At 63.4% G+C, this 12,017-nt stretch carries 8 protein-coding genes; 6 read left to right on the top strand and 2 right to left on the bottom strand.

The genetic code is table 11. From position 1 onward, the window contains the following. The first annotated feature begins 19 nt into the window (after nucleotides 1–19). Entirely contained in the window at nucleotides 20–832 is an 813-nt protein-coding gene (locus AB5Y91_RS04395; protein WP_368169163.1) for a UTRA domain-containing protein, read from the top strand. 44 nt (nucleotides 833–876) lie between these two features. Here AB5Y91_RS04395 and AB5Y91_RS04390 read toward each other — a convergent pair whose 3' ends face one another. Together AB5Y91_RS04390 and AB5Y91_RS04385 are read right to left on the bottom strand one after the other, a co-directional pair. After that, nucleotides 877–1,641, bottom strand: a complete 765-nt coding sequence (locus AB5Y91_RS04390) for a helix-turn-helix transcriptional regulator (protein WP_005330085.1) — start codon at nucleotides 1,639–1,641, stop codon at nucleotides 877–879. Between the two features lie 436 nt (nucleotides 1,642–2,077). After that, a complete protein-coding gene (locus tag AB5Y91_RS04385; protein WP_139744813.1) occupies nucleotides 2,078–2,992 on the bottom strand; it encodes a LysR family transcriptional regulator in 915 nt (304 codons plus the stop codon). Nucleotides 2,993–3,249: 257 nt separating this feature from the next. On the opposite strand from AB5Y91_RS04385, the gene AB5Y91_RS04380 reads away from it, so the two are divergent. The 5 genes from AB5Y91_RS04380 (at nucleotide 3,250) to recB (ending at nucleotide 12,013) form a co-directional block, all read left to right on the top strand. Further along, the gene (locus tag AB5Y91_RS04380; protein WP_163149433.1) at nucleotides 3,250–3,582 is read left to right on the top strand and encodes a hypothetical protein; all 333 of its coding nucleotides are present in this window, start codon (nucleotides 3,250–3,252) and stop codon (nucleotides 3,580–3,582) included. A gap of 32 nt (nucleotides 3,583–3,614) precedes the next feature. After that, entirely contained in the window at nucleotides 3,615–4,301 is a 687-nt protein-coding gene (locus AB5Y91_RS04375) for a pirin family protein (protein ID WP_368169162.1), read from the top strand. Between the two features lie 18 nt (nucleotides 4,302–4,319). Beyond that, nucleotides 4,320–4,778: a DoxX family protein gene (locus tag AB5Y91_RS04370; RefSeq protein WP_289980842.1), complete on the top strand. Its 459-nt coding sequence runs from the start codon at nucleotides 4,320–4,322 to the stop codon at nucleotides 4,776–4,778. A gap of 231 nt (nucleotides 4,779–5,009) precedes the next feature. After that, nucleotides 5,010–8,408 (top strand): exodeoxyribonuclease V subunit gamma, encoded by a 3,399-nt coding sequence (gene recC, locus AB5Y91_RS04365; RefSeq protein ID WP_368169161.1) that lies wholly within the window; start codon nucleotides 5,010–5,012, stop codon nucleotides 8,406–8,408. Between the two features lie 2 nt (nucleotides 8,409–8,410). Continuing rightward, nucleotides 8,411–12,013, top strand: a complete 3,603-nt coding sequence (gene recB / locus AB5Y91_RS04360) for an exodeoxyribonuclease V subunit beta (RefSeq protein ID WP_368169187.1) — start codon at nucleotides 8,411–8,413, stop codon at nucleotides 12,011–12,013. Nucleotides 12,014–12,017: the final 4 nt, after the last annotated feature.

Here is a 12,017-nt window from a genome sequence, read left to right as displayed (position 1 = left end):
CCAGAGGGCGCAAACCGGAATGACCGACAGGGACGTGACAGTGACAGAGCGATTGAGGGAACAGGGGCTGGCCGATGGCCGCAGCCCCTCCAAGTGCGAACAGATTTGCCAGACCCTGCGCCGCTATATCGGCAGCGGCCAGCTGGGGGCCGGGCAGCAGCTGCCCGCCGAACGGGCACTGAGCGAGCGCTTCGCCACTACCCGCATCACCATCAAGGAGGCGCTCTCCAGCCTCGAGGCGGACGGCCTTATCTACCGGGCCGAGCGGCGCGGCTGGTTCGTGGCGCCGCCCCGCCTCACCTACGATCCCGCCATCCACACCCACTTTCACCAGTGGATAGGCGAGCAGCAGCGCACCGCCGAAACCCGGGTGCTGGCACACGGCAGCGAGCTTGCCAGCAGCGAGTTGTGTCACTGGATGGGGCTGGATCCCTTCACACCGCTTTACGAGATCCGCCGCTTGCGCCTGATCGACGATCGTCCCGTGCTCCACGTCAGCCACCATCTGCTGGCGAGCCGCTTTCCCGATATCGCCACTGCGCCCCTGGCGAGCTCCCTCACCGAGCTCTATCAGCAGCGCTATGGCATAGGCCAGGGCGGGGCCAGCCTCGAGATCACCCCCTCGGCGGCGCGGGGCGCCATCGCCCGTGCCCTCAATCTGGCGGAGGGGAGCGCGGTGCTCAGACTGGTGCGGGTCAACTACGACGAGAAGGGGGCGCTGGTGGATTGCGATATCGAGCACTGGCGGCCGGATGCCATTCGTATCTGTCTGGATACCAGAGCGCTGCAACCGGTTGTCGGCAAGCCGCAGCGAGTCCAGCTTGCTGATTAGGTAGCAGACAGCCAGCGTGGCGGATCCCGCAGGATCCGCCGGGATCAGTTGTCGATATTGGGGATAAGGTCGTCGAAGCTCTGGTAGCCGCAGTCCGCCAGTTGCAGCGACATTGTGTAGGTCTTGCTGCCCTCCCGCTGGCCAATGGCGGGGCGGTTTAGCTTGAGCTCCTGATGCCAGTACTCCTTCATGCGATCGATGAGGGCCATGGCCTCGCTCTCGTCCAGGTGGAGCTGACAGAGCGCCATGTAGTTGTTGGACTTGTGCATGTTCTCCACCAGATAGTCCCCCAACACAGACATGGCCTGGCGTGCCTGCTGGCGGGCGAAGCGGCTGTGCTGCTCGAAGCTGATGCGCTCGCTGATGAGGAAGTGGTAGCTGTTGTCGATACCAAGCTGCAATATGCCGAGCTTCTCCAGCTTGCGCAGATAGAGGTAGCAGGAGGCGTCGGTCAGGCCGTACTCCCGCTTGAGATCGATCAGCGTCTTGTCGCGCCAGAAGATGTTGGCGAGGAAGGCGTAGAGCCCCGGCTCCTTGTGAAATGCCTCGTCCTGCTCCTGGGTGAAGACGGCACGGCGGCTCTGGGCGTCCTGGGTGCGATCCAGCAGCTCCTCGAACGAGAGCCCCACCAGGTGGCAGATCTCCAGCAGGGTGTCGAACGGCAGGGAGGGCTTGTTCATCATCCGTTTCACGGTAGCGATGGAGACCCCCATGGCTTCCGCCAGGGTCTGATAGCGGATCCCCTTGTCGGTCAGGGTCTTCTTCAGGGTGTCGAGAATGTGGTTGGCCAGGGTCTGGCTGTAGGTCATGCAACTATTCCTTTATCTGCATTTTTAGTCGTGCCAGAAAATGAGAGATTTGTCTGTATCGGGCTCAATTTTTGACACCTAGAAAAACCAGAGGGGATACGTCCGGCGATAACGGCTGAAATGGCCTGACCAGTCATGGTGCAAGGTGGCAGAAAATGACACTCGATGGTGCATATCCTTCAACCTTTCAACATTTTGCTGGTGATGCATATTACATCGCACATAATCCAACACGAATCGGATTCAATACCTTCCTGGTTGAGAAAACGATTGTTTGCTTCCAATTTAAGGGTTTTTTTAACCGCAAGGTTTTATTCTTTCCTGGCATTGAGCGGAACTCGCAAGAGGTCCGCTTTTTTTCTTTTCTCCGAATTTGAGCCCGCCGTCAAGGAAGGGGCGCATTTTTTGGCACCTCCTGCGCAGCCCTCCCTAGGGGTTATTCCCCCTTGCAGGGGAACAGCTTGGGGATCTCCCGCACCAGCCAGCTCTTGGCCTTGCCCATGGTATCCCGGCGCCACGCCAGCACGACCTGCACCTGATGGCGATACTCGGGGCCGATTACCTTGAGGCGCCCCGCCTTGATGTCTTCTTCTATCCAGCTCAGGGGCATGGTGCCGACGCCAATGCCCGCCAGCAGGGCATCGCGCTTCTCTCCCATGGTGCTGACGGTCAGGCGCGGCTGCTTGTCCAGCAGGCGATAGGTGAGGGCGGGCTTGCGCCGCGCCGTGTCGGCGATGGCGATGGCGCGGTAGCGGCGCAGCGTCTCGTCCGCCAGGGGCTCGGGCTCCAGGTGCAGGGGGTGATCCGGGTGAGCGACATAGAGCATCACCTCCTCCTGCAAGGGCTGATGCTTGATGCCGGTCATCATGATGTCGGGGTTGAGGGAGGAGATGAGCAGATCCGCACGGCCATCTTCCAGACACTCCCAACTGCCCGCCAGCACCTCGGCCCGCAGCCGCAGCCGGGTATCCGTCTGCTCGGCCAGCCGCTCCACCAGAGGGTAGAGCGCCTGCAGCGGCACCAGGGCATCGACGGCTATGGTGATGTCTGTCTCCCAGCCCCGGGCCAGGGCCCGGGTCTCCCCCACCAGGTGCTCGGCAGCCTCCAGCAGCAGACGACCCTGCTCCAGCAGCATGCGCCCGGCCGGGGTGAACTTGGTTCTGTGGCCGCTGCGATCAAACAGCATGGCGTCCAGCTCGTCTTCCAGCTTCTGCACCGTGTAGCTCAGCGCCGAGGGCACCTTGCCCAGCTCGTCGGCGGCTGCAGCGAAGCTGCCACGGCGGTCTATGGCGTCCAGCACCCGGATCGCCTCCAGGGTCAGCGCCCGCTCCTTGTTCGATTCCTTGGCCATATCTAACCTTCAATTTTTTTGAACATGTTTGCCAGATTATCTCGCTAACAACTTAGGGCAAGTGACTTTATTATTCAATCAACGCTTAGGCAGGAAGGCCAAGCGGCCAAATAAAAGGTAGTTCCAGGCTGAGACATCACACAGAACGATGTCTGCTGTAGGTGAAAGAACAACACACTATTTGAATAACCTCTTGCATGGATGCATTGATTCGGGCCAGACCGGCCTTGGCAATGACATAAAAACCAAGAGAGTGAATGAACATGAAAAACCTAATCAAGATGCTGGCCGTTGCAGGCCTGATGACCGCAGGTTTCGCCCAGGCTGCCGTACCGGCCGACATCAACGCCGCCCCGGGCGTGCTGTTTGTGAACTGGAACGCGACCGCCGCCATGGCTGGCAAGGCCAACCCCATGCTGGAGGTGCGCGATGAGTCTGGCGATCTGCTGGCATCGGTTCACGCCAGCCTGATGGGCACCCAGCAGGTCAAGATCCCGAGCCGCACCCAGGGCAACCTGACGGTGAGCCTGGGGGATCAAAGCAGCGACTACCGCATCCCGTTCGGTCTGGGTGACGGTCGCCAGCGCTAATCAACCGTTTACAGGTATTGGAGGAGCACACCATGATGAAATTGAGAGCCGCAGCTGAACGGGGTCATGCCAACTTCGGCTGGCTGGATGCACGCCACAGCTTCTCGTTCGGTCACTACTATGACCCGGACTGGATGGGGCACTCTGTCCTGCGGGTCATCAACCAGGATCTGGTGTCGCCGGGTGGCGGCTTCGCTACCCACCCTCATGCCAACATGGAGATCCTCACCTGCGTGCTGAGCGGCACCATAGAGCACAGGGACAGCCTCGGTCATGCCGAGCAGATACCGGCGGGGGATTTCCAGCTGATGAGCGCAGGGTCCGGCATCCGGCACAGCGAGTACAACCCCTCGCAGACCGAGCCCCTCTCCCTGTTGCAGATCTGGATAGAGCCGAATGAGGTCGGCACTACCCCAGGTTATCAGCAGAAGAAGATAGCCACCCAGCCCGGGCTGACGCTGGTCGCGTCACCGGATGGGGAGGCGGGATCCTTCAGGATCCGCCAGCAGGCCCGCATCTGGCGACTGCAGCTTGCCGAAGGGGAAACCCTCGAATGGGCATTGCAAGGGCGTCATGGTTACCTGCATATGATTTCAGGGGAGCTGACTGGCAACGGTCTGTCTGCCCGACCCGGCGACGGCCTGCTCAGTCGCGATGAGGCGTCCTGGACGCTCACCGCGTCCGAGGGGAGTGAAGCCCTGCTGTTTGATCTGCCCTGATAGATAAATCTCGGCGAAATGAATGAGTTAACAATTAGCACTTACACTGTTATTACCAAGATGGGTAATCAAAGGAATCTGACGATGGACAAGATGAAAGATGTGGCACTGCTGGCGGGTCGTATTTTGCTGGCGCTGATGTTCGTGATGGCAGGCTGGGGCAAGATCGGCGGTTACGCCGGTACCCAGGGTTACATGGAAGCCATGGGCGTGCCCGGGTTCATGCTGCCCCTGGTGATCCTGCTGGAGCTGGGTGGCGGTCTCGCCATAGTGCTGGGTCTCTTTACCCGCAGCCTCTCTGTGCTGCTGGCCGGTTTCACCCTGATGGCCGCCTTCATCTTCCACTATCAGCCTGCCGAACAGATGCAGATGCTGATGTTCATGAAGAACCTCTCGGTGGCCGGTGGTTTCCTGGCCCTGGCGGCAGCCGGTCCTGGTGCCTTCAGCCTGGATGCCCGCCTCGGCAAGTGCTGGTAACAGCCTGATAGTTCAAGTTTTCCAACGCCTTTCGGCCGGTGCAGTTGCACCGGCTTTTTTATGCCCGCCAGGGGGCTAATGCCGGTACTGTGACGAGGCCCGCCTGGTGACGGCAAGCGCCTTTTGCATCTTACCCCCCGATCCCCGACAATCCCATTTCGTGTGAAGTGACGGAAATGGCTCGCCTTTTCCGGCGCGCACCCCTCTTCATGAAATTGGCGGGAGTCGTCCATGTTTACCCTCTACCACTCCAATCAGCTGGATCTGCTCAAGGAGCTGCTGGTGAGCCGCATCCGGCAGGCGCCCCTCTCTCACCCCTTCGAGCACGAGCAGATCCTGGTGCAGAGTCCCGGCATGGCCCAGTGGCTCAAGCTGGAGCTGGCCAAGGCCTTCGGCATCGCCGCCAATATCGACTTCCCGCTGCCAGCCAGCTTCATCTGGGAGATGTTCACCCAGGTGCTGGCAGACGTGCCCCGCCAGAGCCCCTATAACAAGGGATCCATGAGCTGGCAGCTGATGACCATTCTGCCCGCCCTGCTGGACAGGCCCGCCTTCGCCCCGCTGGCCGCCTATCTGGGGGGGGATGACGAGGATCCTGCCCAGGATCCCGAGCAAGTAAGGCTGTGGCAGCTCTGCCAGAAGGTGGCGGATCTCTTTGACCAATATCTGGTCTATCGGCCGGACTGGATAGCCCGCTGGGAAGAGGGGGAGGGATTGGGGTTGGAACTGTCTGGGGTGAGCGGTCAGGATTGGCAGCCGGAGCTGTGGCGCGAGCTGGTGGCCCGCACCCTGGCCCTCGCGCCCAGCGGCTACCACAGAGCCAACCTCTACGAGGAGTTTATCCACGAGCTGGCGCGTACCCGGGATCTGCCGGGCAAGCTGCCGCAACGGGTCTTCGTGTTCGGTATCTCGGCGCTGCCACCCCGCTATGTGGAGGCCCTGCTGGCCCTCGGCAGCCGACCCGAGGTGGAGGTGCACCTGTTCGTCACCAACCCCTGCCGCTACTACTGGGGGGATCTGCTGGACAGAAAAACCCTGGCGCGGCTCGAAACCAGGCTCAAGCCCGGCACCGACATCGAGACCCTGCAAGGGCCCGCCAACCCGCTGCTCGCCTCCATGGGCAAGCTGGGGCGCGACTACCTGCATCAGCTGATGGAGCTGGAGGTGCCGCAAATCGAGGCCTTCGTCGACATCGACGAGGTGGATGAGCAGGGCAATGTCAGCCTGCTGCGCGCCATCCAGAAAGATGTGCTGGATCTGGCCGAACGGGGCGCCGGTCAGTTCAGTCTCGACGCCAGCCACCACAAGAGCCCCATCAGTCCGGCGGATGGATCCCTGCAGATCCACGCCTGCCACGGCCCCATGCGGGAGCTGGAAGTGCTGCACGACCGGCTGCTGGCGCTGTTCGAGCAGGACCCGTCCCTCACTCCGAAAGATGTGGTGGTGATGATGCCGGACGTGAACAGCTACGGCCCCTACATTCAGGCGGTGTTTGGTGCCCGTGGCCAGATCCCCTTCGCTGTATCGGACAGAGCCGCCAGCCAGGAGAGCCCGCTGCTGCAAAGCTTCCTCGCCCTGCTCAAGCTGCCCAACGCCCGCCTCGGTGCTGGCGAGCTGCTCGCCATTCTCGAGGTGCCCGCCGTGCTGCGCCGCTTCGAGCTCGATGACGACGAGTTCAACCAGCTGCGGGTCTGGGTGCAGGAGACCGGCATCCGCTGGGGGCTGGATGACGGCTACCCCGTCCGCTTCGATCTGCCGCCCATGTCCGGCAACAGCTGGCTGTTCGGCCTGCGCCGCATGCTGCTCGGCTTTGCCATGGGGGATGGGGAGCCGGTGGCTGGCATCCTGCCCTGTGCCGACAACATGGGGGTGCAGCAGGGCCCCTTGGCCAGCATATTGCCCTACGCCGAGATCGAGGGTCAGCAGGGGTTGGCGCTGGGCAAGCTCGCCTGGTTTGTCGACTCCCTGGCCGAATTCCTGCCCCGGCTGCAACAGGCGCAGCCGCTGGCAGAGTGGAACGCCTGCCTGCTGGCACTGCTGGAGCGCTTCTATCTGGCCGACGAGGATGAAGAGCGTCAGCTCCAGCTCATTCGCAGCCAGCTGGCCGACTGGCAAACCCAGCTCGGGGAGGCTCGCTTCGATCAGCCCATCACCGCCGACCTGTTGCAGGACTACCTCGGCAGCGTGCTGGGGGAGTCCCGCTCCAGCCAGCGCTTCCTCGCCGGTCAGGTCAACTTCTGCACCCTGATGCCGATGCGCTCCATCCCCTTCAGGCAGGTCTGCCTGCTCGGCATGAACGACGGCGTCTATCCGCGCACTTTGGCCCCCATGGGCTTCGATCTGATGGCGGTGGCGTCGCGACGCGGGGACAGATCCCGCCGCGATGACGACCGCTACCTCTTCCTTGAGGCGCTGTTGAGCGCCCAGCAGGGGCTCTATATCAGCTATCAGGGCTTCAGCGCGCAGGACAACAGCGACAAGGTGCCCTCGGTGCTGCTGGCGGAACTGATCGACTATGTGCGGCAGGGCTTCGTGCTGGCGGGGGATGAGAGCCTCGACGATGAAGCCTCAGGCCGGCGGCTGCTTCAGCACCTGATAGTGCCACACCCGCTCACCCCCTACAGCCGCAACTACTTCTACCCACAGGCGGGGTCCGGCCTCTTTACCTATGCCGCCGACTGGCTGCCCGCTCTCAATCCGGTGCGTGGCGCGGCCAACTTCCAGAGCGGCGAGCTGCCGCTGCCCCCCGAATGGGGCAAGGAGCAGGGGCTTGAGCTGGCGGAGCTGCTGCGCTTCTATCGGCAGCCCACCAAGTATTTCCTCAACCGACGCCTCAAGGTGTGGTTCGAGCTGAACGAAGCCAACATCGAAGACAGCGAGCCGTTCGAGCTGGACGGCCTGCAGCACTATCAGCTCAAGGCCCTGCTGCTCGATGCCCATCTGGCACAAGGAGATAGTGCCGTGCGTCGCGAGCGGTTGCAGCTCACCGGCCTGCTGCCCCAAGGCTGGTTCGGCAGCCTGCTGCTGGAGGATCTGGACGCCGAGATGGGCAAGCTGGCGGATCGGCTGCGCCCCTGGGTTGCGGCCAATGAGGCAGAAAAACGGGCGGTGGAGATCGATATCTCCCTGACCCAGGGCCAGCTGCAGGGGTGGATAGACACCCAGAAGGGACGTTTGCTGGTGGTCAAACCCGGCAGCTTCAACGGCAAGGATCTGCTGCTGGGCTGGGTTCAGCACCTCTGCCTCTCATTGAGCTGCATCCCCGGCGACACCCTGCTGTTCGATGCCAAACAGAGTCTGCGGCTGCCAGCTCTTCCGGCCGAGGAGGCGCGCCCCAGACTGGCAGCCCTGGTGGCGCTCTGGGCTCAGGGAATGAAGCGGCCGCTGCCGTTTTTCCCCAACACCGCCTGGGAGTGGTTCAGGGCGATCGAGAAGGATCCGGACAAGCCGGAGGCGGCCGACAAGGCGGCCCTTACCCGCTTCAACGGCGGCTACATGGTGACGGGGGAGGGGCAAGATCCTTATGTTGCCCGCTGCTTCCCCGAGCTGGATGACGCCGTGCTGAGCCAGTTGCAGGCGCTGGCCCGCGAACACCTGACCCCGCTGCTGACCACCCTGGAGATGATGTGATCATGGCCAACCCGCTCAATACCCTGCGTTTTCCCCTCCACGGTGAACGACTGATCGAAGCCTCCGCCGGGACCGGCAAGACCTACACCATAGCCGGCCTCTACCTGCGCCTGCTGCTGGGCCACGGCCCGCTCATCGAAGAAGGCGCCGATGTGGGTCAATCCAGCGCCCACGAGCGGCCGCTCTCGGTGACCGAAATCCTGGTGGTGACCTTTACCGAGGCCGCCACCGCCGAGCTGCGGGGGCGGATCCGCGGTCGCATCCACGAGGCGCGCCTCGCCTTTATGCGAGGTGAGAGCAAGGATGACTTGCTGGCCCAGTTGCTGATCGAGGTGGAGGATCACGAGCTTGCGGCCCGCCGCCTGCTGGCCGCCGAGCGGCAGATGGACGAGGCGGCGGTCTTTACCATCCACGGCTTCTGCCAGCGGATGCTGAAACAGAACGCCTTCGAATCGGGCGCCCTCTTTGAAACCGAATTCCTCACCGACGACAGCCAGCTCAGGCTGCAGGCGGTGAGCGACTACTGGCGTGCCGAGTTCTATCCGGTGGATAAAACCCTGGCGAGCTCGGTGCGCGCGCTCTGGCCTAGCCCCGTCGCCCTGCTGCGGGAGATGAACGGCTGGCTCGACAACAGCGAGCTGGAGATACACCCGGCCTTGGGGGATGAGACCCTCGCCGCCCGCCATCAGGCTGCCATGGCCCGTATCGGGGCTGTTAAGCGCGAGTGGCTGGCGCAGGGGGACGAGATCCGCCGCCAGACCGAGGGGCAGATGAAGCTCTACACCGGCAAGAACTACGAAGGGTGGCTCGCCAAGATCGGCGACTGGGCACAGGACGAGGGGAGCGGCTACGCGCTGCCCAAGGATCTCGAACGCTTCGGCCAGGAGACACTGGAAGCCAAGTTGAACAAGGGGAAGGCGCCACCGACCCTGCCGCTGTTCAGCCAGATCGACGAGCTGTTGGCGAGCCGCCCCGGTATTCGCGACCTTATCCTGCAACGGGCGGCCAAGGTGGTGCGCAGCCGGATGCAGGCGAGCAAGCGCCAAGCCCATCAACTCTCGTTCGATGACCTGCTCAAGGATCTCGACGGGGCGCTGGGCTCCAACCTTGGCGAGCGGCTCTGCGATCGCATTCGCGCCACCTACCGGGTGGCGATGATAGATGAATTTCAGGATACAGACCCCCAGCAGTACCGCATCTTCCATCGCCTCTACGGCGGTCACACAGACACGGCGCTCTTGATGATCGGTGACCCCAAGCAGGCCATCTACGGCTTTCGCGGCGCCGACATCTTTACCTACATTCAGGCGCGGCGAAATGTGAGCGCCCACTACACCCTGGGGCGCAACTGGCGCTCCAGCGGTGCGCTGGTGGGGGCGGTCAACGGCCTGTTCGAGCGGGCCAAGGATCCCTTTATCTACGAGGCGGATATCCCCTTCCTGCCGGTGGAGGCCCAGGGCAAGAGCAAGGCGCTGCTGCTGGGTGGCGCCACCGCGCCTGTGCTGCACTGCTGGCAGCTGAGCGGCCAGCCCACCTTCAATCGGGGGGATTACCAGAGCAAGATGGCCCGCGCCACCGCCGCCGAGATCCACCGCCTGCTGACCCTGGCCCGCGAGGGCAAGGCGCTGATCGGCGACAAAGCGGTGAAGGCCGGGGATATCGCCGTGCTGGTGCGCACCGGTGCCGAGGGCAAGCTGGTGCAGCAGGAGCTGGCGCGCCTCGCCATCGCCTCCGTCTATCTGTCGAACCGCGAGAGCGTGCTGGAGCAGACGGAGGCACGGGAGATTTTGCTTATTCTGCACGCCTGCCAGAACCCGAGCGAAGAGCGCAGCCTGCGGGCGGCGCTGGCGACCGGGCTCTTTGATCTGGATGCCAGGGCGCTCGACGCGCTGGCCTCGGACGAGCGGGCCTGGGAGAGCGCGGTGCAGGAGTTTATGGAGTACCGGCAGATCTGGCACCGCCGCGGCGTGCTGGCCATGCTGCGGGCCCTGCTGCACAGGCGCAACCTCGCCTCCTCCCTGCTGGCGAGCCCCTATGGCGAGCGGCGGCTGACCAACTTCCTCCATCTCGGTGAGCTGCTGCAACAGGCGAGCAGCGAGCTGGACGGGGAATATGCCCTGCTGCGCTGGCTGGGGGAGGCGGTGAGTCGCCCGGGCGGCCAGGATGCTGAGCAGGTACTGCGCCTCGAATCCGAGCGCAAGCTGGTGCAGATAGTCACCATCCACAAATCCAAGGGGCTGGAGTATCCGCTGGTGTTCCTGCCCTTCATCTGCAGCCACAGAACCGCCGAGACCCCGCTCTATCACGAGGCGGATGAGGCGGGCAATCGCACCATTCTCGATCTGACCGGTGCCGACCATTCGCTGGCCGAAGCGGACAGGGAGCGCCTCGCCGAAGATTTGCGGCTGCTCTACGTGGCGCTGACCCGGGGCGTCTACGCCACCTGGCTGGGGCTGGCCCCGGTGCGCTCGGGCAACGGCAAGTCGGAGAAGACAGAGCTGCACCACACCGCCATCGGCTACCTGCTGCAAAAGGGGGAAGAGGGGGACGCCGAAACCTTGGCGACAGCCCTCACCGAGCTTGCCCAGGCGCTGCCCGGGGTGGTGGTCTGTGAGCCCTCGCTCACCCGTCCGGCCCCGCTGCCGCCAGAGGAAGAGCAGCTGGGCGAGCCCCAGGTGCGCCACTTTACCGGTTCCCTCGAACGGGACTGGTGGATCAGCTCCTACTCCGGGCTGGCGGCCCAGGGGAACGGCCACGGCAAGGGGGTATTGGCGAACCCCGGCTTCGATGACGAGGTCGTGACCGAGGCGGCTGCCGCTGCGCAGGAAGAGGAGGCGCCCCAGCCCTCCATCTTCACCTTCCCGAAGGGGGCGCGCCCCGGCACTCTGCTGCACAGCCTGTTCGAGACCATCGACTTTCAAAGTGCCGCAGGCGACTCGCTGGCGCAGCATATCGCCGCCCTGCTGGCGCAGGATGGCTTCGACGAGAGCTGGGCTCCCGTGTTGCAACAGCAGGTGGAGGCTGTGCTCGATACCCCGCTGGATACCGGCTTTGACGAGCCGGTGCGGCTGCGGGATCTGGCCCCCGATCGCAAGCAGGTGGAGCTGGAGTTCTTCCTGCCCATGGGGCGGGTGACGGCGCCGGCGCTGACAGCCCTCTGCCAGCAGCACGACCCCCTGTCGCGGGGCAACAAGCCGCTGGGCTTCGCCACAGTGCAGGGGATGCTCAAGGGCTTTATCGATCTGGTGTTCGAGTGGCAGGGGCGCTGGTATCTGCTCGACTACAAATCCAACCACCTCGGCATGAGCCCGGCCGATTACAGCCGTCCGGCGCTGGAGCGGGCCATGGCTGAGCATCGCTACGACCTGCAATACCAGCTCTATTCCCTGGCGCTGCACCGGCTGCTCTCGTTGCGGCTGCCGGGCTACGATTTCGAGCAGCACTTTGGCGGGGTTTTCTATCTGTTCCTGCGCGGCATGCCGCAAGGGGGCGTGTTCCATACCCGTCCGAGTCGTGAACTGGTGCTGGGGCTCGACAAGTTGTTTAGTAAAGGTGTGATGCCTGACGATCATCGTTTAGAAAAACCAAACAAGGCAGAGGCATGAGGGG

The organism is Aeromonas sp. R4-3 (genome assembly GCF_040908275.1).
In the GTDB taxonomy this organism is placed as follows: domain Bacteria; phylum Pseudomonadota; class Gammaproteobacteria; order Enterobacterales; family Aeromonadaceae; genus Aeromonas; species Aeromonas rivipollensis.
Note: the sequence above shows the minus strand (reverse complement) of the source record. Positions and strands in the feature narration are given on the sequence as shown.

Coding starts and splice junctions, on each gene's coding strand:
- AB5Y91_RS04395 (WP_368169163.1), top strand. CDS start 20: ATGACCGACAGGGACGTGACAGTGACAGAGCGATTGAGGGAACAGGGG.
- AB5Y91_RS04390 (WP_005330085.1), bottom strand. CDS start 1,641: ATGACCTACAGCCAGACCCTGGCCAACCACATTCTCGACACCCTGAAG.
- AB5Y91_RS04385 (WP_139744813.1), bottom strand. CDS start 2,992: ATGGCCAAGGAATCGAACAAGGAGCGGGCGCTGACCCTGGAGGCGATC.
- AB5Y91_RS04380 (WP_163149433.1), top strand. CDS start 3,250: ATGAACATGAAAAACCTAATCAAGATGCTGGCCGTTGCAGGCCTGATG.
- AB5Y91_RS04375 (WP_368169162.1), top strand. CDS start 3,615: ATGATGAAATTGAGAGCCGCAGCTGAACGGGGTCATGCCAACTTCGGC.
- AB5Y91_RS04370 (WP_289980842.1), top strand. CDS start 4,320: ATGAATGAGTTAACAATTAGCACTTACACTGTTATTACCAAGATGGGT.
- recC (WP_368169161.1), top strand. CDS start 5,010: ATGTTTACCCTCTACCACTCCAATCAGCTGGATCTGCTCAAGGAGCTG.
- recB (WP_368169187.1), top strand. CDS start 8,411: ATGGCCAACCCGCTCAATACCCTGCGTTTTCCCCTCCACGGTGAACGA.